At 65.2% G+C, this 23,310-nt stretch carries 21 protein-coding genes; 10 read left to right on the top strand and 11 right to left on the bottom strand.

The features are described 5' to 3' along the window. Window positions 1-102 precede the first annotated feature (102 nt). The gene (locus EI171_RS03470) at window positions 103-1,002 is read left to right on the top strand and encodes an EamA family transporter (protein WP_011083045.1); all 900 of its coding nucleotides are present in this window, start codon (window positions 103-105) and stop codon (window positions 1,000-1,002) included. A 139-nt stretch (window positions 1,003-1,141) separates the two neighbouring features. On the opposite strand, the gene EI171_RS03465 is transcribed toward EI171_RS03470, so the two are convergent. The 4 genes from EI171_RS03465 to EI171_RS03450 are packed head-to-tail and all read right to left on the bottom strand — an operon-like array spanning window position 1,142 to window position 3,616. Continuing rightward, window positions 1,142-1,624: a DUF1178 family protein gene (locus EI171_RS03465; protein WP_011083044.1), complete on the bottom strand. Its 483-nt coding sequence runs from the start codon at window positions 1,622-1,624 to the stop codon at window positions 1,142-1,144. Next, complete coding sequence (locus EI171_RS03460) at window positions 1,621-2,499, bottom strand: carbon-nitrogen hydrolase family protein (RefSeq protein ID WP_011083043.1); 879 nt, start codon at window positions 2,497-2,499, stop codon at window positions 1,621-1,623. The genes EI171_RS03465 and EI171_RS03460 overlap by 4 nt, the downstream gene beginning before the upstream one ends. Beyond that, window positions 2,496-2,771, bottom strand: a complete 276-nt coding sequence (gene grxC / locus EI171_RS03455; protein ID WP_028175800.1) for a glutaredoxin 3 — start codon at window positions 2,769-2,771, stop codon at window positions 2,496-2,498. Before grxC ends, EI171_RS03460 begins: the two co-directional genes overlap by 4 nt. Window positions 2,772-2,818: 47 nt before the next feature. Next, complete coding sequence (locus EI171_RS03450) at window positions 2,819-3,616, bottom strand: ComF family protein (protein WP_161532603.1); 798 nt, start codon at window positions 3,614-3,616, stop codon at window positions 2,819-2,821. A gap of 139 nt (window positions 3,617-3,755) precedes the next feature. Here EI171_RS03450 and EI171_RS03445 point away from each other — a divergent pair, with 139 nt between their 5' ends. After that, window positions 3,756-4,604 carry a methyltransferase domain-containing protein gene (locus tag EI171_RS03445; protein WP_161532602.1) on the top strand — a complete coding sequence of 283 codons (849 nt, stop codon included), beginning with the start codon at window positions 3,756-3,758 and terminating at the stop codon, window positions 4,602-4,604. Window positions 4,605-4,719: 115 nt separating this feature from the next. On the opposite strand, the gene EI171_RS03440 is transcribed toward EI171_RS03445, so the two are convergent. From EI171_RS03440 to EI171_RS03430, 3 genes are all read right to left on the bottom strand, one after another. Continuing rightward, window positions 4,720-5,130, bottom strand: a complete 411-nt coding sequence (locus tag EI171_RS03440; protein WP_028175803.1) for a (deoxy)nucleoside triphosphate pyrophosphohydrolase — start codon at window positions 5,128-5,130, stop codon at window positions 4,720-4,722. A gap of 5 nt (window positions 5,131-5,135) precedes the next feature. After that, a complete protein-coding gene (gene argJ, locus EI171_RS03435; RefSeq protein WP_011083038.1) occupies window positions 5,136-6,377 on the bottom strand; it encodes a bifunctional glutamate N-acetyltransferase/amino-acid acetyltransferase ArgJ in 1,242 nt (413 codons plus the stop codon). Window positions 6,378-6,479: 102 nt separating this feature from the next. Further along, complete coding sequence (locus tag EI171_RS03430; RefSeq protein ID WP_028175805.1) at window positions 6,480-7,403, bottom strand: peptidylprolyl isomerase; 924 nt, start codon at window positions 7,401-7,403, stop codon at window positions 6,480-6,482. A 353-nt stretch (window positions 7,404-7,756) separates the two neighbouring features. Here EI171_RS03430 and secA point away from each other — a divergent pair, with 353 nt between their 5' ends. After that, on the top strand, window positions 7,757-10,597 hold the full coding sequence (gene secA, locus EI171_RS03425; protein WP_161532601.1) for a preprotein translocase subunit SecA: 2,841 nt from the start codon (window positions 7,757-7,759) through the stop codon (window positions 10,595-10,597). 311 nt (window positions 10,598-10,908) lie between these two features. On the opposite strand, the gene EI171_RS03420 is transcribed toward secA, so the two are convergent. After that, entirely contained in the window at window positions 10,909-11,352 is a 444-nt protein-coding gene (locus tag EI171_RS03420; protein WP_018643508.1) for a MarR family winged helix-turn-helix transcriptional regulator, read from the bottom strand. A 179-nt stretch (window positions 11,353-11,531) separates the two neighbouring features. On the opposite strand from EI171_RS03420, the gene EI171_RS03415 reads away from it, so the two are divergent. The 7 genes from EI171_RS03415 to EI171_RS03385 all read left to right on the top strand — a co-directional run bounded on the left by EI171_RS03415 (window position 11,532) and on the right by EI171_RS03385 (window position 19,012). Beyond that, on the top strand, window positions 11,532-12,716 hold the full coding sequence (locus EI171_RS03415; protein ID WP_028175807.1) for a substrate-binding domain-containing protein: 1,185 nt from the start codon (window positions 11,532-11,534) through the stop codon (window positions 12,714-12,716). Window positions 12,717-12,880: 164 nt separating this feature from the next. Next, on the top strand, window positions 12,881-14,395 hold the full coding sequence (locus EI171_RS03410; RefSeq protein ID WP_161532600.1) for an amidase: 1,515 nt from the start codon (window positions 12,881-12,883) through the stop codon (window positions 14,393-14,395). A gap of 36 nt (window positions 14,396-14,431) precedes the next feature. Beyond that, a complete protein-coding gene (locus tag EI171_RS03405; RefSeq protein WP_011083029.1) occupies window positions 14,432-15,289 on the top strand; it encodes a branched-chain amino acid ABC transporter permease in 858 nt (285 codons plus the stop codon). Window positions 15,290-15,293: 4 nt separating this feature from the next. Continuing rightward, window positions 15,294-16,511, top strand: a complete 1,218-nt coding sequence (locus tag EI171_RS03400; protein ID WP_011083028.1) for a substrate-binding protein — start codon at window positions 15,294-15,296, stop codon at window positions 16,509-16,511. A 6-nt stretch (window positions 16,512-16,517) separates the two neighbouring features. Next, window positions 16,518-17,603: a branched-chain amino acid ABC transporter permease gene (locus tag EI171_RS03395; RefSeq protein WP_028175809.1), complete on the top strand. Its 1,086-nt coding sequence runs from the start codon at window positions 16,518-16,520 to the stop codon at window positions 17,601-17,603. Next, a complete protein-coding gene (locus EI171_RS03390) occupies window positions 17,590-18,324 on the top strand; it encodes an ABC transporter ATP-binding protein (protein WP_028175810.1) in 735 nt (244 codons plus the stop codon). The genes EI171_RS03395 and EI171_RS03390 overlap by 14 nt, the downstream gene beginning before the upstream one ends. Further along, window positions 18,317-19,012 (top strand): ABC transporter ATP-binding protein, encoded by a 696-nt coding sequence (locus tag EI171_RS03385; protein WP_060909852.1) that lies wholly within the window; start codon window positions 18,317-18,319, stop codon window positions 19,010-19,012. Before EI171_RS03390 ends, EI171_RS03385 begins: the two co-directional genes overlap by 8 nt. Before the next feature lie 198 nt (window positions 19,013-19,210). On the opposite strand, the gene EI171_RS03380 is transcribed toward EI171_RS03385, so the two are convergent. The 3 genes from EI171_RS03380 to xerD form a co-directional block, all read right to left on the bottom strand. Beyond that, on the bottom strand, window positions 19,211-20,782 hold the full coding sequence (locus EI171_RS03380) for a murein L,D-transpeptidase family protein (RefSeq protein WP_161532599.1): 1,572 nt from the start codon (window positions 20,780-20,782) through the stop codon (window positions 19,211-19,213). Window positions 20,783-21,204: 422 nt separating this feature from the next. Beyond that, a complete protein-coding gene (locus EI171_RS03375) occupies window positions 21,205-22,167 on the bottom strand; it encodes an acetyl-CoA carboxylase carboxyltransferase subunit alpha (RefSeq protein ID WP_011083023.1) in 963 nt (320 codons plus the stop codon). Between the two features lie 181 nt (window positions 22,168-22,348). After that, window positions 22,349-23,305 carry a site-specific tyrosine recombinase XerD gene (gene xerD / locus EI171_RS03370; RefSeq protein ID WP_161532598.1) on the bottom strand — a complete coding sequence of 319 codons (957 nt, stop codon included), beginning with the start codon at window positions 23,303-23,305 and terminating at the stop codon, window positions 22,349-22,351. Between the last annotated feature and the right edge of the window lie 5 nt (window positions 23,306-23,310).

Below are 23,310 nucleotides of genomic sequence, written 5' to 3'. Positions count from 1 at the left end.
CGAGAGCATCGCACCCATGACATCCCTGTGATTGACCTGCTTGAGCGCTAGCGGCAGGTTGGCCGCAAATCCTCTCCTGCCACACCATCCCCACCCACCCCCATGCTCACCATCACCAGCCTCTGGATTCCCTTCACCATCATTGCCGCGCTCGGGCAGGTCGCGCGCAATGCGATGCAGCGGTCGCTGACGAAGCCGCTGGGGACGTGGGGTGCGACCAATATCCGCTTCCTGTTCGGCTTCCCGTTCTCGCTGCTGTTTCTTGGCGTCGTGCTGGTCGCGACAGGCGATCATCTCGGCATGCCGCCGTCGGTATTCTGGCCGTGGCTGCTGCTCGGTGCGCTCAGCCAGATCGTCGGCACCGGGTTGATGCTGCTGGCGATGAACGATCGCTCCTTCGTGGTGACGACGGCATACCTCAAGACCGAGGCGATCCAGACCGCGATCTTCGGCTTCGTCTTCCTCGGCGATCATCTCACCTTGCTGAAGGTACTGGCGATCGTGGTTGCGACAATCGGCGTCGTCATCACGGCGCTGCGGCCCGGCGGCGAGAAAAGCTTTGCCGAGCTGAAGCCGACCATTCTGGGGCTTGTGGCGGCCGCGGCGTTCGCGCTGTCCGCGGTCGGCTTCCGCGGCGCCATCATCACGGTGCCGAACGTGTCTTTCGTAACGGCGGCGTCCTTCACGCTGGTGCTGGGCCTGTTCGTGCAGACTCTGATTCTGACGATCTACCTGCTTTGGCGCGCGCCCAAGATCCTGCAGGCGATCCTTGGCCTGTGGAAGCCGTCGCTGTTCGCCGGCTTCATGGGCGCCTTCTCCTCGCAGTTCTGGTTCCTGGCGTTCGCGCTGACCGCGGCCGCGAATGTCCGCACGCTCGCCCTCATCGAGGTGCTGTTCGCACAAGGCGTGGCGTACTACTCGTTCAAGCAGCCGATCGCGCCACGCGAGATCTTTGGCATCGCGCTGATCGTGGTCGGCGTGGCGGTGTTGGTGGGGGCGTAGTTGACTGTCATTCCGGGGCGCCCGAAGGGCGAACTATGGAGCGCAATTGCGCTCCTGAGAATCTCGAGATCCCCCGATGCGCAATTGCGCATCTGAGGTCTGGTCCTTCGGACCATCCCGGGATGACGCGCTTCGCGCGTCAATTCCTGTCTTCCGGCAGCGTCGGCAGCGGCGAGACTTCGATGCCTTCGTCGATCAGCGACTTGGCCTCGTCGGGCGAGGCCTCGCCGTAGATCGGCCGATGCTCCTTGTCGCCGTAGTGCATCGCGCGGGCTTCGTTCGCAAAGCGCTCGCCGACATTGTCGGCGTTCTTCACGATGTGGTCGCGCAGCTCCTTGATCTTGGCGCGCAGCTCGCGCTCCTGCGCCATCAGCAGCGGGGTCGGTCCTGACGGCGCAGCCTCGGGCACGGGTGTTGAAGCGGGCTCCGGCGGAGGCGTGGCCGGCCCGCGGCCCTTCTTGCCGACGATGCGCGGCGCCATGATCGCCTTCTCGACCTTGGCCGAGCCGCAGATCGGACAGGTCACGAGCTTGCGCTTCACCTGCGAATCGTAGGCCGACGAGCTCTGGAACCAGCTTTCGAATGCGTGGTTGCGGTCGCAGTGAAGCGCGTAGCGAATCATGCCGATCCCCGCACCAGATGCAGATGATCCGGCCCGGCCTTGGGGTCGGCGACGCCGAAGCGGCGGCCGTGCTGGAGCGAAGGGATCGCCCGGCGCGCGGTCTCGACCTTGGCGGGATCGATCGTGGCCATGATAATGCCGGGCTCGACGTCACCTTCCGCGAGGATCTCGCCCCAGGGATCGATGATCAACGAGTGGCCATAGGTCTCGCGCTTGTTCTCGTGCAGGCCGGCCTGCGCCGCGGCGAACACGAAACAACCGGTCTCGATCGCGCGTGCGCGCAGCAGCACGTGCCAGTGCGCTTCACCGGTCTTGCGCGTGAAGGCGGACGGCACCGTGATGAAATAGGCGCCGCTCTCGGCCAGCGCGCGGTAGAGCGCGGGGAAGCGCACGTCGTAGCAGATCGTCAGCCCGACCCGGCCCCAGGGCAGGTCGGAGATCACGGCGGTCTCGCCCGGCTGGTAATTGGCGGATTCGCGATAGCTCTCGCCGTCCGGCAGCTCGATGTCGAACATGTGGATCTTGTCGTAGCTCGCGAGCACATTGCCCTCGGGCCCGATCAGGAACGAGCGGTTGACCGCTTTTTCGTCCGAGAAACGCAATGCCAGCGAGCCGACATGGATGTGGATCTTCAGCTCCGCCGCGAGCGCGCGGTAAGCCTTGAGCGAGGCGTCGTTCTCTTCGCTCTGGAGGTGCTCGAACAGCGCCTTGCGGTTCAGCTGCATCATGTTGCTGACTTCGGGCGTCTGCACGTAGTCGGCGCCGTTGGCCGCGGCCTGCCGGATCAGCCTGGTGGCCTGCGCGAGGCTGGGCTCGGGCATCAGGCCGGTGCGCATCTGCACCATCGCGGCGGTGAAGGTCCTGTTGTCGCTCATGATTCGGCCTTCACGCTTTCGAGCATGCCGTCGAGCTTGCCCTCGCGGTCGAGCGCGTAGAGGTCGTCGCAGCCGCCGACATGGCTGCCGCCGATCCAGATCTGCGGGAAGGTCGAGCCCTCGCCGGCGCGGTCGTACATCTCGTCGCGCCAGGACGGGTTCCTGGCGACGTCGAATTCCGTGAAGGTCGCCTTCTTGCGGGTCAGCAGCGATTTGGCCGCGGAGCAATAGCCGCAGCCTGGTCTGGTGTAGATCTCGACAGCGGCGGTCATCTTGTCTGGCGCTCTCATGTCATGAATTCATTGAATTATATGGGACTTCACCTGACCTCCACAACCCGGGCAAAGACCAGCACGTCCACCTGGGCCGCTTTGGCGCGCAGCAAGGCACGGGCGCAGGCATCCAGCGTCGCCCCTGACGTCAGGACGTCGTCGATCAGGACGATGCGGCGGCCCTGCACCTCGGCCTGACGGTCGGGAGATACCTGGAATGCGCCCTGCACATTGGTGGCGCGCTGGGCCCGCGACAGGCCGATCTGCTGCTCGGTGGCGCGCACCCGGCGCAGCACCTCGCCTCGCACTTTCACCCCGCTCTGCCGCTCGATGCTCCGCGCCAGCGCCCCGGACTGGTTGTAGCGGCGGCGCCAGGCCCGTCGCCAGTGCAGGGGAACGGGGATCAGCATGTCGGCGCCGGCGAGCAACTCGCCGCCCGCGCGCGCCATCCAGCGGCCCATCGCCGGCGCCAGATCGGTGCGGTCCTGGTATTTCAGCGCATGCACCAGCGTGCGCGCGACGTCGTCATAGCGCACGGCTGCTCGCGCGCGCTGGTAGGCCGGCGGGCTCGCGATCGCCTCCATCGACAGCATGTCGGGGCCGGGATCGTAGACAAAGGGGATGCCGAGGCGCGGGCAATAGGGCCGTTCGATGAACGACAGCCGCGCCCAGCAGGCCGCGCACACGCCCTCGCCATCCACCGGCTCGCGGCAGGACACGCACAAGGTCGGCAGCGCAATGTCGAGCGCGAGCCGTGCCGCGCGCGCCAGCGCATGACGGCCGGCCGTCCATGCGGCACGCAGAGGGGTCGCGATCGAACGGGAAGGGGCGGCGTCGGCTTCCATCCGGGAAGGCTAGCGCTCTGCGACAATCCGCTCAAGCGGCTCGGTCTGGTGCCCCGGACGCAGCGCGGCGCGTCACTTGGTGCCGCACTGCGTCCGGGACACGGTTGCCAGAACGACTTGGATCGGCGTAACCAGCGGCATGGCTCAGAACGTGCAAACCCCGCCCGCCCTGTTCGATCGGGCCTTGCTGCACGCGCGGCAACGCCGTGCGCACGCGCAAGGCGCCGTGAGCTTCCTGCTCGATCGGGTGACCGAGGACATGTCCGACCGGCTCGCCGCGGTGATGCGGGAGTTTCACGCTCCGGCCGATCTCTGGACGCCCGGTGAAGGCCTCGCGGTCCTGCGCGCGCGGCTGCCGTCACTTCAGCGGATTGCACTTGGCGAAACCGGCGAGGAGAAGCTGCCCTTCACGCCCGAGAGCCTCGATCTCGTCGTCTCGGCACTGGCGCTGCAATTCGTCAACGACCTGCCGGGCGTGCTGGCGCAGGTCCGGCGCGCGTTGAAGCCGGATGGCTTGGTGCTGGCCGCGATGATCGGCGGCGACAGCCTCACCGAGCTGCGCCAGGCCTTTGCTGCCGCCGAAGCCGAATGCGAAGGCGGCGTGTCGCCGCGCGTCGCGCCGTTCGCCGATCTGCGCGACATCGGCGCGCTGTTGCAGCGCGCGGGCTTTGCGCTGCCGGTCACAGACGTCGACCGTGTCGTGGTGCGCTACGCCAATGCCTTCGCGCTGATGCAGGATATCAGGCGCATGGGCGCGGCCAATGTATTGATCGAACGCCGCCGCACGCCGAGCCGGCGCGCGACGCTGCTGCGCATGGCCGAGATCTATGCCGAACGCTTTGCCGATTCCGACGGCCGCATCCGCGCGACATTCGACATCATCTGGCTCTCCGGCTGGGCCCCGCATGCAAGCCAGCAGCAGCCGCTCAAGCCGGGGTCGGCGAAGGCGAGTCTTGCGGAGGCGGTGAAAAAGGCGGGGGAAGAGTGATCCTCATGGTGAGGAGGCGCGTAAGCGCCGTCTCGAACCATGCAGGCCCCGCTCTTGCCGTGTGGCCATCCTTCGAGACGACCGCTTCGCGGTCTCCTCAGGATGAGGTCCGGCTTCACATCAGCAAATCAATCAAATGCGGGATCAGCGGAATGTCCGCGGGCGGCATCGGGTAGTCGCGCAGCTTGTTGGCACGGACCCAGGCGAGGGTCTGGCCTTCGCGTGCGGTGACCATCCCCTCCCAGCGCCGGCAGATGTAGAGCGGCATCAACAGGTGGAAGGTCTCGTAGCCGTAGCTCGCAAAGGTTAGCGGCGCCAGGCACGGCTCGGCGACGGTAATGCCGAGCTCTTCATGCAGCTCGCGGATCAGGCTCTGCTCCGGCCGCTCGCCGGGCTCGAGTTTGCCGCCGGGAAATTCCCAGAGGCCGGCCAGCGCCTTGCCCTCGGGGCGCTGCGCGATCAGGACGCGCTTGTCGGCGTCGACAAGCGCGCAGGCCACCACCAGTGTGAGCTTGAGAGGGGTCATGGAGACTACGACCTGTAATCCCCGTTGATCGCGACATATTCCTTGGTGAGGTCGCAGGTCATGACGCGGTCGCGGCCCTTGCCGAGGCCGAGCGAGACCTTGATAGCGATCTCCGGCGCCTTCATCGCCTCCGACACCTGCGCCTCGTCGTAGTCGGGATCGCGCGCGCCGCTCCTGGCGACGCGGATGCCGTTGAAGGAGATCGAGAGCTTGTCGCGGTCGGCCGGCTCGCCGGCCTTGCCGACGGCCATCACCACGCGGCCCCAATTGGCGTCCTCGCCGGCGATCGCGGTCTTCACCAGCGGCGAATTGGCAATCGACATCGCGATCTTGCGCGCCGACGCCTTGGTCTTGGCGCCTTCGACGGTGATCTCGACCAGCTTGCGCGCGCCTTCGCCGTCGCGGGCGACCTGCTCGGCGAGGTTGGCGAGCACCTGGTTGAAGGCCTTGACGAAGGCCTTCAGCCTGGGATCGCTGGCGCGGCTGATCTTCGGCGCGCCGTGCTCGGCGGCCGCGCCCGTCGCGAAGGCCAGCAGCGTGTCCGAGGTCGAGGTGTCGCCGTCGATCGTCACCGCGTTGAAGGTGTCCTCGACGCCGCTCTTGAGCAGCGCTTGCAGGGCGGCCGGCGCGATCGGCGCGTCGGTGAAGACGAACGACAGCATCGTCGCCATATCGGGCGCGATCATGCCGGCGCCCTTGGCCATGCCGTTGATGGTGACCTTGGCCTTGCCGAGCTTGACGGTCGCGGTCGCGACCTTGGGGAAGGTGTCGGTGGTCATGATCGCCTTGGCCGCGGCGAGATAATCGCCGGGCTCGGCGGTCTCGGCCAGTCGGCCCAAAACGCCGTCGAACTTGGTCGCGTCCAGCGGCTCGCCGATCACGCCGGTCGAGGCCAGGAAAATCTCGCTCTCGCTGCACCCGACGGCCTTGGCCGCGATCTTGGCGGTCAGCGCGGTGGAACTGCGGCCGGTCTTGCCGGTGAAGGCGTTGGCATTGCCGGAATTGACGACGAGGGCGCGCGCCTTGCCGCCCTTCAGCTTGGCGCGGCACCATTCCACCGGCGCGGACGGGCATTTCGACTTCGTGAAGACGCCGGCGACCGCAGTGCCCTTGTCCATCACCGCCAGAAGCACGTCGGTGCGGTTCTTGTAGCGGATGCCGGCCTCGGCCGTCGCAAGGCGGACGCCCGCGATCACGGGCATGTCGGGAACAGTCTTGGGAGCGAGGGGAGAGACGGAGGAGGACATCGCGGGGCGCCTTGGTGGGGTCTGGATATGCAGATGGCCGGGCATTTGCCCGGCCATTGCGACGTTAGATACTATTGGCGTCCGCGAAGTGACAGCGAATTCTTACTTCTTCGCAGGGGGCGCCATCTTGCTGTCGGAGGGCTTCGCATCGGAAGGCTTGGCCGCGTCGGCCGGCTTGGCGTCCGCGGCGGGCTGGTCCAGCCGCTCGACCTTGGCTTCCGTGCGCAGCTTGGCGACGTAGTCGGCCTGGGCCTTGCGGGTGACGTATTGCTCGATCTGGGCCTTGACCTGCTCGAAGTCCGGCGCCTTGCGGTTGCGCTTTTCCTCGACCTTGATGATGTGCCAGCCGAACTGCGACTTCACGGGGTCGGAGATCTTGCCCGGCTCCAGCGCGAAGGCCACCGCCGAGAATTCCGGCACCATCTGCTCCTTGGTGAAGAAGCCGAGGTCGCCGCCGTCGGCGGAGCCCGGATCCTTGGACTTCTTCTTGGCGAGTTCGGCGAAATCGGCGCCCTTGTCGAGCTCGGCCTTCACCGCCTTGGCCTCGTCCTCGGTCTCGACCAGGATGTGGCGGGCGCGCACCTCCTGCTCGCCGGTGATCTGCTTGGAGGCCTCCTCGTAGACCTTCTTCATGGCGTCGGGGGTGGTGGCGGCCTTGCCCTCGTTGGCGAGCAGGCTGTCCATCAGGAGGCGGTTGCGGGCGAACGCCAGGCGCTTCTTGAACTCCTCGCTGTCGGCGACCTTCTTGTCCTCGGCGGCCTTGGACACGATCTTCATGTCGATCAGGAAGGACAGGACGTTCTCGTCCTTGGTCGCCGGGTCCATCTGGGCGAGGCTCGGCCCGAGTTCCTCCTCGGCCATGGCGACGTCGCTCTTCTTGATTTCCGCGCCATTGACCTTCGCCAGGACCGGATCGTCGGCAGCCCGGCCGGGACCCGCGATCAGCGCCAGCGCAAGGCAGCCCACGAGGGCGGTGGCGAGGCCGAAGCGCAGGCCGGTTTTGGTTACCGGGAACGAGGTGGTCATGGAAAATCCTTTTGTTGAAGCAGGGGGCTGCTCGAGCGGGGCGGACACTCGCCCAATTCAGGGGGGCTTGGCAACGCGAAAAGTCTGTCAAAATGATGAATTAGCCGCAATGCGCCCGCCGTTGACAAGGCCCTGACCGGGCCATATCTCTGCCCGGTCGCGACCATGGCGATGGCGTTTATTTTGCTGCGTTTTTGGCCGTTGAACCCAGACTTGCCCAATTCCCACCCATATGGCGGATGACCCCCCGCAGTCCGGGCTCTGGCGCCATCAGCGTCACGGTGAGTTGATAGGCAGGCGGGGGACAACTTCTTGGCTGCAACGCGGTTAAATCGCGAACACAGGAACTAGGCATGATCGGCGCGCTCGCCCGCAAGTTTTTCGGCTCCGCCAACGACCGGCGGGTGAAGGGATATCAGTCCCGCGTCAACGCGATCAACGCGCTGGAGCCCGAGCTCATCAAGCTCTCCGACGAGGAGCTCAAGGCCCGCACGGCCGACTTCAAGAAGCAGCTCGCCGAGGGCAAGACGCTCGATGACCTGCTGGTGCCGGCCTTCGCGACCGTGCGCGAGGCCGCCAAGCGCACGCTCGGCCAGCGCCATTTCGACGTCCAGCTGATCGGCGGCATGGTGCTGCACGAGGGCGACATCGCCGAGATGAAGACCGGCGAAGGCAAGACGCTGGTGGCGACGCTGGCGGTCTATCTCAACGCGCTCGCCGGCAAGGGCGTCCATGTCGTCACCGTCAACGACTACCTCGCCCGCCGCGACTCCGGCTGGATGGGCCAGATCTACGGCTTCCTCGGCATGACCACGGGCGTGATCGTCCACGGTCTCGACGATGCCGAGCGCAAGACGGCCTATGCCTGCGACATCACCTACGGCACCAACAACGAATACGGCTTCGACTACCTGCGCGACAATATGAAGTACCGGCTCGAGGACATGGTCCAGCGGCCGCACTTCTTCGCCATCGTCGACGAAGTCGACTCCATCCTGATCGACGAAGCGCGCACGCCGCTGATCATCTCCGGCCCGCTCGACGACCGCTCCGACTTCTACAACACCATCGACGGCTTCCTGCCCAAGCTCGACAAGACCGACTACGACGTCGACGAGAAGCAGCGCACGGTGACGCTCACCGAAGCCGGCATGGAGAAGATCGAAACCCTGCTGCGCGACGCCGGCCAGCTCAAGGGCGAGTCGCTCTACGACGTCGAGAACGTCTCCGTCGTGCACCACATCAACCAGGCCCTGCGCGCCCACACGCTGTTCACCCGTGACAAGGACTACATCGTCCGCGACGACGAGGTCGTCATCATCGACGAGTTCACCGGCCGCATGATGCCGGGCCGGCGCTATTCGGAAGGCCTGCACCAGGCGCTCGAGGCCAAGGAGCACGTCCAGGTCCAGCCCGAGAACCAGACGCTGGCCTCGATCACCTTCCAGAACTACTTCCGCATGTACGAGAAGCTTGCGGGCATGACCGGCACCGCCGCGACCGAAGCGGACGAACTGTTCGACATCTACAAGCTCGAGGTCGTGGAGATCCCGACCAACCTGTCGGTCGCGCGTCTCGACGAGGACGACGAGGTCTACCGCACGCAGAAGGAAAAATACGCCGCCATTCTCGCCGAGATCGAGCGGGCGAACGCGCGGCTCCAGCCCGTGCTGGTCGGCACGGCGTCGATCGAGAAGTCGGAGGTGCTCGCCGAGTTCCTCAAGTCGAACGGCTACAAGCAGATCGATTTCGGCAAGGAGAACGCGCTCGACAAGCTCTATGCGGCGGCCCGTGCCGGCAAGCCGTCGAAGCTGTTCGCGGTCCTGAACGCGCGCTTCCACGAGCAGGAAGCCTATATCGTCGCGGAAGCCGGCGTGCCCGGCGCGATCACGATCGCGACCAACATGGCCGGCCGTGGCACCGACATCAAGCTCGGCGGCTCGCTCGAGATGCGCGTCCCGAAGGAAACCGCGGGCATCGAGGACGAGGCCGAGAAGGCCAGGAAGATCGAGCAGATCAAGGCCGACGTCGAGCGCTTCCGCGAGATCGTGCTGAAGGCCGAGGAGATCGTCGAGATCGAGCCGGCGAAGGGTTCCAAGCCCGCCAAGACCGTGACGAAGCCGGGCGGTCTCTACATCATCGGCTCCGAGCGTCACGAATCCCGCCGCATCGACAACCAGCTGCGCGGCCGATCCGGCCGTCAGGGCGACCCCGGCCGCTCGAAGTTCTTCCTGTCGCTGGAAGACGATCTGATGCGCATCTTCGGCTCGGATCGCCTCGACAGCATGCTCCAGCGTCTCGGCCTGCAAGAGGGCGAGGCCATCATCCATCCCTGGATCAACAAGGCCCTGGAGAAGGCGCAGCAGAAGGTCGAGGCCCGCAACTTCGACATCCGCAAGAACCTGCTCAAGTTCGACAACGTCCAGAACGACCAGCGCAAGGTGATCTTCGACCAGCGCGTCGACCTGATGAAGGACGACAGCGTCGCCGAGACCGTTACCGACATGCGCCATGCCTTCATCGACGACCTCGTCGCCAAGCACGTGCCCGAGCATGCCTATGCCGAGCAGTGGGACGTTGCCGGCCTGAAGGAAGAGCTGAAGCGCGTGCTCGATCTCGACCTGCCGGTCGACGACTGGGCCAAGGAAGAGGGCATCGCCGACGAGGAGTTGCTCAACCGCATCGAGAACCGCGCCGACGAGCACATGGCCGCCAAGGTCGGGCAGTGGGGCCCCGACGTGATGCGTTACGTCGAGAAGACCATTCTGCTCCAGACGCTCGACCATCTCTGGCGCGAGCACCTGATCATGCTCGACCATCTGCGCCAGGTCATCGGCCTGCGCGGCTACGGCCAGCGCGATCCGCTGCAGGAGTACAAGACCGAGGCCTTCAATCTCTTCCAGGAGATGAGCGCGCACCTGCGCGAGGCCGTCACCGCGCAGCTGATGCGGGTCGAGATCGTCCCGCCGGAGCAGGAAGCGCCCGTGCTGCCGCCGATGGAAGCGCACAAGTTCGACCCGAACACCGGCGAGGACGAGATGGCGCTCGCCAGCGTCACGCTCGGCGCGCCGGCCTCCGACGCCGCCCAGCGCGATCCGAAGAACCCGGCATCCTGGGGCAAGATCGGCCGCAACGAGGATTGCCCGTGCGGCTCGGGCAAGAAGTACAAGCACTGCCACGGGCGGTATGCGTAACCGCTAGGCCCCACTGTCATGCCCCCGCGAAAGCGGGGCATCCAGTACGCCGCGGCGCTAGTTAAGCACGACACCGCTGCAGCACATTCCGTCGTCATCCCGGCGAAGGCCGGGATCCATACCGCGGAATCTATCGAGAGCATGCAGTCGTTGTACCGCGCGAAGAAGCGCAACTAGCAGTCTTCGTCAAACCCAATCCTGGGGTAATGGGTCCTGGATCAGCGCTCCGCTCGAGACAACGCTGCGCGTTGTCTCGAGCTGCACTTGTCCAGGACGACGTGGGTTGAGAAATCGCGTCCGAAACGACGAGCTCAATTCGAGCTGTCGATCAAGCTCTCCAACAGCCGCTTCAATTCGCTCGTCGACTTGTCGCCGTAGCTTTCCAGGATGTGCTCCTCCTGGTCCACCGCGAGCGAGTTGAGCTTCTTGCACAGCACCTTGCCGCGGTCGGAGATGAACATCAGCACCTTGCGGCGGTCGTTCGGGTCCTGCACGCGATAGACCAGTGTGTCCGAGACCATGCGGTCGATCATCTTGGTCAGCGTCGGATGGTTGAGCAGCACGGCGTCCGCAAGCTCGCCCATCGAATGGCCGTTGCCATCCGACAGCACTTTCAGGATGCGCCATTGCTCGACGGGAACACCTTCCTTGCTCAAGCGCAGTTCCAGCTGCCGGTTGATCTCCCGGTTGGCTTGCGCGAGCAGGTAGGCGAGATGTTCGGTGATCGGAGTGTTTTCTTTCGACGGTTTTGCCACGGCTAAGACTTCGTCTTGACCCAAATGAGTGAATGTCTTGCAATCAATGCTGCATCTATATGCACTTCAATTCTTGAATATTCAATATTTTCAAAATAGGATCATTGCCCAACAAAAGGGCGGAAGCCGCGGCCGCCTGCTCAATGTGCTTTCAGGTCTGGTGCCAGACAGGAGTTGGCGTGCGCGCGACGGTAAACTTCCCGGCTCACGGCGGCCCGGCGTTGCCGCCGTCCTTGCTGTTCAGGAATCTGTCGTCGTCGGCGGCCGACTTCGACCTGTCTCCGGTTGACGCGCATTTCATGAAGCGCCGTGGCGCACGCAACAAGCTGCGCATCGGCAATTTCCTCACCTTCACCGGCTCGCCCGGGATCTGGGGCCCGACCTCCACCAACAGCGCGATGCTGGCGGTTGCCGAGATCAACAAGCGCGGCGGCATTCTGGGCCGCGAGCTGGAGCTGTCGATCTACGATTCCGGCGGCCCGATCGACGAGGTGGTGCAGCGCGCCGAGCAGGCGATCGCCTTCGACGAGGTCGACCTCATCATGGGCTCGCATATCAGCGCGGTCCGCGTCGCGCTGCGCAAGGTCACCGGCAACCGCATCCCCTACATCTACACGCCGGTCTATGAGGGCGGCGAGCGCACGCCGGGCGTGATGGCGATCGGCGAGACGCCGCGCTGGCAGAGCCGCCCCGCCATCCACTGGCTGGCCGACGTCAAGAAGGCGGCTCGCTGGTATCTGATCGGCAGCGACTATGTCTGGCCCTGGCAGTCGCATCGCGCGGTGAAGCGCTACATCAAGGAGGCCGGCGGCCAGGTCGTCGGCGAGGAGTTCGTTCCCGTCGGCGAGGACAATCACGAGGCGCATCTGGCGCGCATCCACGCTGCCAAGCCGGACGTGGTGCTGATCTCGCTGATCGGCACCGACAGCATCACCTTCAACCGTGCCTTCGCCGAGGCAGGGCTTGCCACCTCGACGCTGCGGCTCGCGGGCGCGATGGACGAGACCGTGCTGCTCGGCATCGGCGCCGACAACACCGAGAATTTGTTCTGCGCCTCCGGTTATTTCAACTGCATGGCCTCGCGCGCCAACGACGAGTTCCTAAGTGGCTATCAGGCCATGTTCGGCCCGCACGCGCCGCCGGTCGGCTCGGTCGGCCAGTCGAATTATGAGGGGTTGCGGTTCCTGGAATCCGTGGCCAACCGCGCCGGCTCGCTGGCCTTTCGCCCGCTGCTCAAGGCCGCGCGCAACACCGTCTATTCGGCGGGCCGCGGACCCGTCACCATCCGCGATGGCCGCGCCGAGATGCCGATGTATCTTGCCGAAGCGGACGGTCTCGACTTCAAGCTCATCAAGACGCTCTGAGATCCGGCCGCTCGTCCGTCACGGCCGAGCTTCGAAATAATGCTTGAAAAGGAAAATATTTCCGTCTGTAATATCGAGGCGAAGCCGGCTGGCCCGCGCCGTGCAGGCGCGAGCGAGCGGCCTCCATCCAAAGCCAGGGATCAAGAAACCTCAAGGAGAGCGCCGTGACAGTCGTCCTTCCCACGCCCGCCCAACTTCGCAGTGTCGCCGAGCAATGCGGCCTTTCGCTCACCGACGACGACGTCGCCTCGTTCCGCGGCCTGATGCAGGGCTCGATTGAAGCCTACAATCTCGTTGCCGCGATGCCGGACGAAGTGCCGGAGGTGAAATATCCGCGCACGCCGGGCTATCGGCCCTCGGCCGAAGAGAACCCGCGCAATGCCTGGTATCGCAAGGCGACTGTGAAAGGCGCCGCCGGCGGCAAGCTCAAGGGCAAAACCGTTGCGCTGAAAGACAACATCATGCTGGCCGGCGTGCCCATGACCAACGGCTCGTCGACGCTGGAAGGCTATGTGCCCGATTTCGACGCCACCATCGTCACGCGCATGCTGGATGCCGGTGCCGAGATCAAGGGCAAGGTGCATTGCGAGCATTTCTGCCTGTCCGGCGGCAGCCACACCGGCTCTTACGGGCCCGTGCACAATCCGCACAAGATGGGTTACTCGGCCGGTGGCTCGTCGTCAGGCTCGGGCGTCGTGGTCGCGCTCGGCGAAGTCGACATGGCGATCGGCGGCGATCAGGGCGGCTCGATCCGCATGCCGTCCTCGTTCTGCGGCATTTACGGCATGAAGCCGACCTGGGGCCTCGTGCCTTACACCGGGATCATGCCGATCGAGATCTATGTCGACCATACCGGTCCGATGACCGCGACCGTCGCTGACAACGCGCTGCTGCTTGAAGTGCTCGCCGGCGATGACGGCTACGATCCGCGCATCAAGGCTCCGAAGGTCGAGGAATACACCAAGGCGCTCGGCCAGGGCGTCAAGGGCATGAAGATCGGCATTCTCAAGGAAGGCTTTGAGCAGCCGGTCGCAGAAGCCGCGGTGAATGAAAGCGTGCGCGAGGCGGCAAAGCGCTTCAAGGATCTTGGCGCCACCGTAGAGACGGTCTCAATCCCGATGCATCTCCTGGGCGGCGCGATCTGGACCCCGATCGGCACCGAAGGCCTGACCCAGACCATGATGTTCGGCGACGGCTACGGCCTCAGCCGCGGCGATCTCTATTCGACCTCGCTGATGGATTTTCATCGCGGCTGGCGCCGGCAGGCCGACTCGCTGTCCGAGACCACGAAGCTGTTCATGATGCTCGGCACCTACATCAACAACAATTTCGGTCCACGCTTCTACGGCAAGGCGCTCAATATCTCCCGCAGGCTGACCGCCGCCTACGACAAGGCGTTTGGGGATTACGATCTGCTTTTGCTGCCGACGACGCCGATGAAGGCAACCAAGCTGCCGGAGCCCACGGCCAGCCGCGAGGACTACGTCGCCCGTGCGCTGGAGATGATCGGCAACACCGCGCCGTTCGACATCACCCATCACCCCGCGATGTCGCTGCCCTGCGGTATGGTCGACGGCCTGCCCGTCGGCCTGATGCTGGTCGGCCGCATGTTCGAGGAATCGACCATCTATCGCGCCGCGCACGCCTTCGAGCAGATCGGCGACTGGAAGAAGATGTGAGCGAGGCGTCGATGCAGACGGACGGAACAGCACCAAATGGCTAACGCGTTCGTCGCGGCGTTCGAGATCCTGAGCTTTGGCGCGATCATCGTCCTGATCGTGCTGGGGCTCGGGATCATCGCCAGCATGATGGGCATCTTCAACTTCGCGCAAGGAGAGTTCGTCCTGCTCGGGGCCTACATCACCTATCTCGCCTACGCCGGGGGCCTGCCGATCTGGGCCGGCATGGTCGCGGCGCCCTTCGTGGTCGGCGCGCTCGGCTTTGTGCTGGAGGCGCTGATCATCCGCCGCTTCTACGCCGCGCCGATCGTGGCGATGCTCGGCACCTATGCGCTCGGCCTGATCATCCGCGAATCCGTGCGCGGCCTGATCGGCGGCTTCTATCTCACCGTGCCCGAGCCGATCGGCGGCTCGATCGACATCGGCGCGATGCACATCTCGGCATGGCGCTTCACCATCATCGTCATCACGCTGCTGGTGATGGGTGGCTGCTATCTCCTGCTCTCTCGCACGAGCTTCGGCCTGCGCGTCCGCGCCACGCTGGAAAATCCCTCGCTGGCGCGCGCCTCCGGCATCTCCACGCCGCTGATCTATGGCGCCACCTTTGCCTTCGGCGCGGCGCTCGCCGGCCTTGCCGGCGCGCTGATCGTGCCTGTCTTCAGCCTGTTCGCCGATCTCGGCCTGCGCTTCCTGATCCAGGGCTTTGTCGCGGTCATGGTCGGCGGCGTCGGCTCCTTCATCGGGCCGGTGGCGGGTGCCGGCGTCATCGGCACGCTGAGTGCCGCGCTGCCCTGGGTGATGGCGCCCGTCGTCGCCGACGTCCTCGTCTTTGTGCTCGCCATTATCTTCATCAAATTCCGGCCGCAGGGCCTCATCGCTGGCAAAGGGGTTTAGTCATATGTTCGATCGTACGCAGCTCTCACGCCGCCGCTTCCTCTCCAATTTCGCCTTTGCGTCGGGCGCGGTCGCGACCGGCGTCGGCAGCTGGGTAATCCCGGCCCCCTGGGCCAATGCGGCCGAAGCCCCGATCAAGGTCGGCATCGCCACAGATCTAACGGGCCCAATTGCGTACGCCGGCAATGCCGACGCCAACGTCGCAAAAATGGTGATCAAGGAGATCAACGCCGCCGGCGGCATGCTCGGCCGTCCGCTCGAGCTCTATATCGAGGACACCGCGTCGAACGAATCCGTCGCGGTCGGCAACGTGCGCAAGCTGATCCAGCGCGACAAGGTCGACATGGTGCTGGGCGGGATCACCTCCTCGATGCGCAACGCGATCAAGGACCCGATCGTGGCGCGCGGCAAGACGCTCTACATCTATCCGCAGCTCTACGAAGGCAAGGAGTGCACGCCCTATCTGTTCTGCACCGGCCCGACGCCGGCGCAGCAATGCGACGAGTTCATACCCTGGCTGATCAAGAACGGCGGCAAGAAATTCGCGCTGCCGAGCGCCAACTATGTCTGGCCGCATACGCTCAACGTCTATGCCCGCAAGGTGATCGAATCCAACGGCGGTGAGGTCGTGTTCGAGGAGTACTATCCACTCGACCAGGTCGACTTCTCCTCGACCGTCAACCGCATCATCTCCAACAAGGTCGACGTCGTCTTCAACACCGTCATTCCGCCCGGCGTCGGCCCGTTCTTCAAGCAGCTCTACGAAGCGGGCTTCCTCAAGAACGGCGGCCGTCTCGCCTGCGTCTACTATGACGAGAACACGCTCAACATCAATCAGGCGAGCGAGATCGAGGGCCTCGCGAGCTGCCTCGACTATTTCAAGGTGCTGACCAAGGAGAACCCGTTCGACGCAAAAATCCAGGCGGCCTACGAGAAGGATTTTCCGGGCAACTTCCTGTTCGCCGCCGGCAGCGCCGCCACCGGCACCTATCGCGGCCTCAAGCTGTGGGAAGCGGCGGTGAAAGAAGCGGGCAAGCTCGACCGCGAGTCGGTCGCCGCCGCGCTCGACCACGCCAAGATCGCCGAAGGTCCCGGCGGACCTGCCGAAATGGTGCCGGGCAAGCGGCACTGCAAGATGAAGATGTACACCGCGGTCGCCAAGGGCGGAAACTACGAGATCGTCGGACGCAGCGACGGGCTCGTCGATCCCAAGGAATGCTGAGGCGGAATGCCGAAGTCGATGAGTGTGGTAAGGGAAGCCATCGCCGGCGACGAAGCGGACGATGCGATGGCTGAACGCGAAGCGGCGGGACAGGTCGCGGCGGGACGAAGAGTCCTGCCGATCGTGGAGGGCGTGGTGCTCGTCGCCGCGCTGCTCGCGCCGCTGGTGCTGCAGGACTATCTCACGGTGTTCGCGACGCGCGTGATCATCCTCGCGCTGTTCGCCCTGTCGTTCGATCTGGTCTGGGGCTATGCCGGCATCATGAGCTTTGGCCAGGCCCTGTTCTTCGGCTCGGCCGGGTATGGCGTGGCGCTGCTCGCGCGCGACCTCGACATCACCAACATCTTCCTGGTGCTCCCCGCGGGCACCATCATCGGCCTCACCTTCGCGCTGCTGCTCGGCGGCTTCCTGCTGCTGGGACGGCATCCCTCCAGCGTGATCTTCGTGTCGCTGGGCACGCTCACCGGCTCCTACGCCGCCGACCGCCTCGCGCGCGGCTGGTACTATCTCGGCGGCCAGAACGGTATTCCCTCGATCGCGCCGATGACGCTCGGTGGTTACGAATTCTCGGAAGGGCCCGCCTTCTACTATCTCGTGCTCGGCATCCTCGTCGTAGTCTACCTGCTCTGCCGCTTCCTGGTGCGCTCGCAGTTTGGCCTCGCGCTGGCGGGCCTGCGCGAGAACGAGCAGCGTATCGCCTTCTTCGGCTACAAGGCGCAGCATCTGAAAGCGATCATCTTCACCATCGGCGGCGGCGTCGCCGGCCTTGCCGGCAGCCTCTATGCCTTCCACGAAGGTTTCGTCTGGCCCAACATGGTCGGCGTCGTCGTCTCGACACAGGTGGTGCTCTATGTGCTGTTCGGCGGCTCCGGCACGCTGATCGGCGCGGTCATCGGCGCGATCATCGTCGAAGGCGTCAGCTTCTGGCTGTCCGACAATTATCGTGACATCTGGCCTATCATCCTGGGCTTGCTGCTGCTGCTCGTGATCCTGTTCCGGCCGCTCGGCCTGATCAGCTTCGCGCTCGGTGAGCGCGAGCGTGTCGGCAGCTTCGGTGCCACGCCAAAGGAGAAGCGCAATGCCGCTCCTTGAGGCCGCCGGCATCCAAAAGATCTTCGGCAAGCTCACCGCGCTCGACGGCGCAGCCCTCACCGTCGGCGAGAACGAGTTTCACGGCCTGATCGGTCCGAACGGCTCCGGCAAGAGCACGCTGATGAAGTGCATTGCCGGCGCCGAGGTGCCGACGCAGGGCAAGGTGAGTTTTATCAACACCGACATCACCGCGTTCACGCCGACCGAGCGCGCCCGCGCCGGCATGAGCCTGAAATTCCAGATCACGAGCGTGCTGCCGACGCTGACGCTGTACGACAACATCCTGCTCGCGCTCCAGGCGCAATCCTCGCTGCTCGACCTCGTGTTCTCGCGCACGCGCGGCGCGCTGCACGACCAGGTCATGACCATGCTGACGCAGTTTCGTCTCGCCGACCGCGCCTTCGACGCGGCGGCGGCGCTGTCGCACGGCCAGCAGCAATGGCTGGAGATCGCGATGGCGCTTGCCGGAAAACCAAAGCTCCTGCTGCTGGACGAGCCGACCGGCGGCATGAGCCTCGAGGAGCGCCGCGTCACCGGCGAATTGCTCCAGCCGATCAAGAAACATTGCTCGCTCGTCATCGTCGAGCACGATCTCGATTTCATCCGCGACATCTGCGATCGCCTGACCGTGCTCGACCAGGGCAAGGTGCTGGCGTCAGGCACCGTGTCCGAGATCCAGGCCAACAAATCCGTCCAGGAGATCTATCTGCGCCGTGCCTGAATTTTTGGACATCAAGCATCTCGACGCCGGCTATGGCCGCAGCCAGGTCCTGTTCGACGTCAACCTCGGCATTCCCTGGCGCGGCGGCGTCGCCGTGCTCGGGCGCAACGGCGCCGGCAAGACCACGCTGATGAAGACCATCGTCGGCGAGCTGCCGGCGTGGAAGGGCGAGGTCGCCTTCGACGGCCGCGACATCAGCCGCCGCGCGACCCAGGAGCGCGTGCGCGCCGGCATCGGCTACGTCCCGCAGGAGCATTCGGTGTTCGCGCGCCTGTCGGTGCGCGACAATCTCGCGGTCGGCTCGCTCGCGAGCAGCAAGGCCGACGCAGTCGATCACGTGCTGACCATCTTCCCGAAGCTCGGCCAGCGCCTCGACCAGCCCGCCGGCACGCTCTCCGGCGGCGAGCGCAAGATGCTCGCCATCGGCCGTGCCATGTTAGGGGATCCAAAACTGCTGCTGCTCGACGAGCCCACCGAAGGCGTCTGGATCGGCGTCATCGAGGAGATCACCGAGCGCCTGATCGAGCTCGCGAAAGAGATCGCCGTCATCATCGTCGAGCAGCACCTCGACCTCGCGCTGCGCGTCGCCGACTACGCCTACGTGCTTGACCGCGGAAGGGTCGCGCTGCAGGGCGAGGCGAATGATGTGCGCGGCAATCCGGAACTGCTGCGGTATCTGGCGCCGTAAGGTAGCGCTGCTCACCTGCGAGTGAGGCGCGGTACTCTCGTCCCACCCTGTCATGCCCCGCGAAGGCGGGGCATCCAGTACGCCGCGGCTTCTCGATCGCTAATTGGTGCCTCTGGAATGCTGGATTCCCCGCCTTCGCGGGGAATGACGGCGTCAGGCTGGAATGGACCGGAGAGAACGCGCGGAGAGGCCGCGCGCTTACTTCACCGCCCCAAACCGGCTGTCGAACGAGTTCGACGACACGACCGGTGCCGCGCCTGCCATCTGGCCGCTGTCACCCGCACCATCCGACACCGACGGCTTCAGCGCAGGACGCGTTGCGGCGAGGCGCGTGTCGGGCTTCACCGGCTCTGCCGGCTTGGCGGCGGCCACAGCCGGCTTCGGCGCGTCCTTCGCTGCATCCTTGGACTTGTCATGTCCCGGCACGAACCGGGTGACTGCGGCCTTCAGCCTGGACGCTGCCGTCGGCGGCGTCGTGGACGTCGTAGCCGGGGCCACGGACGCCGTGGCTTGCGGCGGAGCCGAAGCGGTCGCCGTGGTTTCGGCGGTGCCGAGGCCCATCTTGCGGCCGAGGTTGGAGAAGAAGCCGCCGCCCTGCGATTTCTCTTGGGATTTCTCGGCGGGCGCTGCGGCCGCGACGCGCGTGCTGGTCGCGGGCGCGCTGACGGCGACGACCGGCTCTTCCTGCGGCGAGGGAGCGGCCGCGTCGAAATTCGGCTTCGGCGGATTGACGTGGCCGGGGATCGTGCCCGGCGCCTTCGCCATTGCCAGCATCTGCAGCGTGGTGCCTTCGGCGCCCTCCGACAGGCCGGTCGAGCCTTCCGGAATTTTGGCAGCGAAGATCTTGTTCATGCCGCCGTCGATGCCGGTGTTCATGCGCGCCACCGGTGTGCCCTTGGCGACGAGCTTGGCGTACTCGGCCTGGTCGCGCGCGTCCTTCTCGCGCACGGCGCTCGCGATGTCCTCGGGGATCACATAGGCCGGGCACTTTGCCGAGGCGTCGAACACCGGATCGCGCTTGGCATCGGGCGTCTTCGCTGCGTCGAAGACGTACTTCTTCTCGCAGAAATCGACCTTCGGCTCCTGCCGCGTCACCTCGAAATGATCATAGCCTTCCTTGATCATCTTCCAGAACGGCATGTTCGGATTGTTCCGGTGCTTGGCCATGTTCACCGGCGTCATCTTGAACGGATAGGCCTGCAGCTGGAACGCCTTCTGGCCGCCGAAGAAGGACTCGCGGCCGAGCGAATAGATCTCCGCGATCTGCTCGTCCGTCATGGCGTAACAGCCGCGCGAAGAACAATCGCCATGCACCATCAGCTGCGAGCCGGTACGGCCCAAAGCCTTGTCGAACGCGTTCGGATAGCCCGTGTTGAACGAGAGGTAATAGGCCGACTGCGGATTCATCTGGCCCGGATTGATCGAGTAGAATCCTTCCGGCGCCTGGCGGTCACCTTCGCGCACCTTCGGGCCCAGATCGCCCGACCAGCGGCAGATCGGATAGGTCTTGAGCAGCGCGAACTGGCCGTTGCGGGTCTGCTTCCAGACTTCGAGCTCGGCTTCCTGCTTGAACAGGCGGACCAGGATCGGGGACTGCAGATCCATGTCCTTCTCGACCATCGCGGCGAGAAGCTTTGGCGGCACCGGCTGGTTGGCCTTGGCGTTGGTCGCGAGCGAAACCTGGTCGGTGTCGCAGCCGGCCAGCAGGACACTGGCCGTCAGCAGCGCAACCGAAGCCAAGAGCGCGCGAGCAAGCGAACGAGAAATCAAGATGGACCCCACACCGTGCCGGGCAGAGAGCGCGAACCCCAATTCTTTGAAGCATGATCCGACCGGAGATCCGGACCCGTCGTGACGGGCTTTTTCAAACCACGCTCCAGTGCTTTTGCCCTGAAGCCATTGATTAAAATTCTAACCTCTGGGTCATGTGGTCGCAACCCGAGCGGGGATCACGAGCCCGTTGGCCCAGTAGCATGGTCAACAGAGACTAAATGGACGCGACTTTGGGCCTTACTTGGGCCTTCCGGCCCAATTGGGACTCAGATCGCCGATTTGGGCAAAAAAAGGGTTAATGCGGGGTTACCGGGCTCCAACCGTCATTCCGGGGCGCCCGAAGGGCGGACCCGGAATCTCGAGATTCCGGGTTCGATGCTTCGCATCGCCCCGGAATGACGACGTCGAGGCTGCCCGAATCAGCCCAGTTTCCGGCCGATATCGAGGAATTTCTGCCGACGCTGCTTGCGGATGGCGTCGCCGTCGAGGCCGCGGAGCTCGTCAAACGCCTTGGCGATGGCCTCGCCCGTGGTGGCGATCATGGCGGCGGGGTCGCGGTGGGCGCCGCCGACCGGCTCCTTCAAAATGCTGTCGATCACCCCGAAGCGGAGCATGTCCTGGGCGGTGATCTTCATGTTGTTGGCGGCTTCCTGCGCCTTGGTGCCGTCGCGCCAGAGGATGGAGGAGGCGGCCTCCGGCGAGATCACGCTGTAGATCGCGTGCTCCAGCATCAGCACCCGGTTGGCGGTGGTGATCGCGATGGCGCCGCCCGACATGCCTTCACCGGTGATGATGGCGACGTTCGGCACGCCCAGCGACAGGCACGCATCGGTCGAGCGCGCGATCGCCTCGGCCTGGCCGCGTTCTTCGGCGCCGATGCCGGGATAGGCGCCGGCGGAATCGGCGAGCGACAGCACCGGCAGGCCGAATCGCTCGGCCATCTCCATCAGCCGCACGCATTTGCGATAGCCCTCGGGCCGCGCCATGCCGAAATTGTGCCGGATGCGGCTTTCGGTGGAATCGCCCTTTTCCTGGCCCATCACGCAGATCGGCTCGCCGCGGAAGCGGCCGAAGCCGGCGACCAGGGCCTCGTCCTCGCCGAACTTGCGGTCGCCGGCGAGCGGCGTGAATTCGGTGATCAGGCCCTTGATGAAGTCGTTGAAATGCGGCCGCTGCGGATGGCGCGCGACCAGCGTCTTCTGCCACGGCGACAGGTTCGTATAGAGGTCGGCCAGCGCCTGCGCCGCCTTGTCCTCGATCCGCCCGATCTCGTCGGTGATGTCGGTCCCGGAGGCCGCGAGCGTCCGCAGCTCGTCGACCTTGGAGTCGAGCTCGGCGACGGGCTTTTCGAAGTCGAGATAGCTGCGCATCTGGTCTTGCATCAACTCAATATAGGGAGGACGGGGCGAGGCGGCGAAGCGATTTCGGACCTGCGGAAAGAAGTGTAGCCTCTTCAATGAGTTGGCTTGTGGGCTTCTGGGCAGCCCGCCAATTCAATCGTGAGGCCACGGCTCTTTCTGCGGAGATGTGGCCGAAGTCAAGGCAGTTTCGGCTGCGGGAGACCTACTTCTCCGCCAGCGGGTGCAGGTCGCGCACCAGGCTCTTCAGCCGCTCCTCGACCACATGGGTGTAGATCTGGGTGGTCGAGATGTCGGTGTGGCCGAGCAGGGTCTGCACGATGCGTAAGTCAGCGCCGTTGTGCAGGAGGTGGCTGGCAAAGGCGTGGCGCAGCACGTGCGGGGAGACCAGCCGGGCCTGAAGCCCGGAGGCGACCGCGAGCTCCTTGAGGTCGCGGGCGAAATGCTGCCGGGTCAGATGCCCGCTCTCGCCGAAGGAGGGGAACAGCCATTTCGAGGCGGCAACGCTGGTCTTCTTGTCGGATTTCGCGGCTTCGGTCGCGGCGAGATAATCCGCCATCGCCTGCCGCGAGGCCTCGTTCAGCGGCACCAGCCGCTCCTTGTTGCCCTTGCCGCGCACCACGATCATGCGGGCGTCGCGCTTGGCCGCCGTGCGCGGCAGCGCCACCAGCTCGGAGACGCGCAGGCCCGTGGCGTACAGCACCTCGAGCAGGCAATAGAGCCGCAAGGCGCGCAGCCGCTTCGAGGGCGAGGCATCCTCCGCCTCGCTCAATTCCTTGGCGCGGCGGAGCATGCGGTCGACATCCGCGATCGACAGCACCTTTGGCAGGCCGCGGCCACGTTTCGGGCCGGACAGGATCGCGGCGGGATCGTCGCTGCGAATCCGCTCGTTCAGCAGGAAGCGGTAGAGATGCCGCATCGCCGACAGGCGGCGCGCGACGCTGGTGGATTTGAAGCCACGCGTGTCGAGATCGGCGAGATAGTCGCGCAGCGTTTGGGTCTCGGCGTCCGCAAAACTGTGGCCGACGCGGCCCAGAAACTCGGAGAAGTCCGTGAGGTCGCGGCGGTAGGCATCGAGCGTATTGGGGCCGGCGCCCTGTTCCGCCGCGAGCATGTCGAGGAACAGGCCGGTGAGCTTGGCGTCTGAGGGCTTTGCACGCATGCCCT

This window comes from Bradyrhizobium sp. LCT2, assembly GCF_009931255.1.
Classification (GTDB): Bacteria; Pseudomonadota; Alphaproteobacteria; order Rhizobiales; family Xanthobacteraceae; genus Bradyrhizobium; species Bradyrhizobium diazoefficiens.
Note: the sequence above shows the minus strand (reverse complement) of the source record. Positions and strands in the feature narration are given on the sequence as shown.

Coding starts and splice junctions, on each gene's coding strand:
- EI171_RS03470 (WP_011083045.1), top strand. CDS start 103: ATGCTCACCATCACCAGCCTCTGGATTCCCTTCACCATCATTGCCGCG.
- EI171_RS03465 (WP_011083044.1), bottom strand. CDS start 1,624: ATGATTCGCTACGCGCTTCACTGCGACCGCAACCACGCATTCGAAAGC.
- EI171_RS03460 (WP_011083043.1), bottom strand. CDS start 2,499: ATGAGCGACAACAGGACCTTCACCGCCGCGATGGTGCAGATGCGCACC.
- grxC (WP_028175800.1), bottom strand. CDS start 2,771: ATGACCGCCGCTGTCGAGATCTACACCAGACCAGGCTGCGGCTATTGC.
- EI171_RS03450 (WP_161532603.1), bottom strand. CDS start 3,616: ATGGAAGCCGACGCCGCCCCTTCCCGTTCGATCGCGACCCCTCTGCGT.
- EI171_RS03445 (WP_161532602.1), top strand. CDS start 3,756: ATGGCTCAGAACGTGCAAACCCCGCCCGCCCTGTTCGATCGGGCCTTG.
- EI171_RS03440 (WP_028175803.1), bottom strand. CDS start 5,130: ATGACCCCTCTCAAGCTCACACTGGTGGTGGCCTGCGCGCTTGTCGAC.
- argJ (WP_011083038.1), bottom strand. CDS start 6,377: ATGTCCTCCTCCGTCTCTCCCCTCGCTCCCAAGACTGTTCCCGACATG.
- EI171_RS03430 (WP_028175805.1), bottom strand. CDS start 7,403: ATGACCACCTCGTTCCCGGTAACCAAAACCGGCCTGCGCTTCGGCCTC.
- secA (WP_161532601.1), top strand. CDS start 7,757: ATGATCGGCGCGCTCGCCCGCAAGTTTTTCGGCTCCGCCAACGACCGG.
- EI171_RS03405 (WP_011083029.1), top strand. CDS start 14,432: ATGGCTAACGCGTTCGTCGCGGCGTTCGAGATCCTGAGCTTTGGCGCG.
- EI171_RS03400 (WP_011083028.1), top strand. CDS start 15,294: ATGTTCGATCGTACGCAGCTCTCACGCCGCCGCTTCCTCTCCAATTTC.
- EI171_RS03395 (WP_028175809.1), top strand. CDS start 16,518: ATGCCGAAGTCGATGAGTGTGGTAAGGGAAGCCATCGCCGGCGACGAA.
- EI171_RS03390 (WP_028175810.1), top strand. CDS start 17,590: ATGCCGCTCCTTGAGGCCGCCGGCATCCAAAAGATCTTCGGCAAGCTC.
- EI171_RS03375 (WP_011083023.1), bottom strand. CDS start 22,167: ATGCAAGACCAGATGCGCAGCTATCTCGACTTCGAAAAGCCCGTCGCC.
- xerD (WP_161532598.1), bottom strand. CDS start 23,305: ATGCGTGCAAAGCCCTCAGACGCCAAGCTCACCGGCCTGTTCCTCGAC.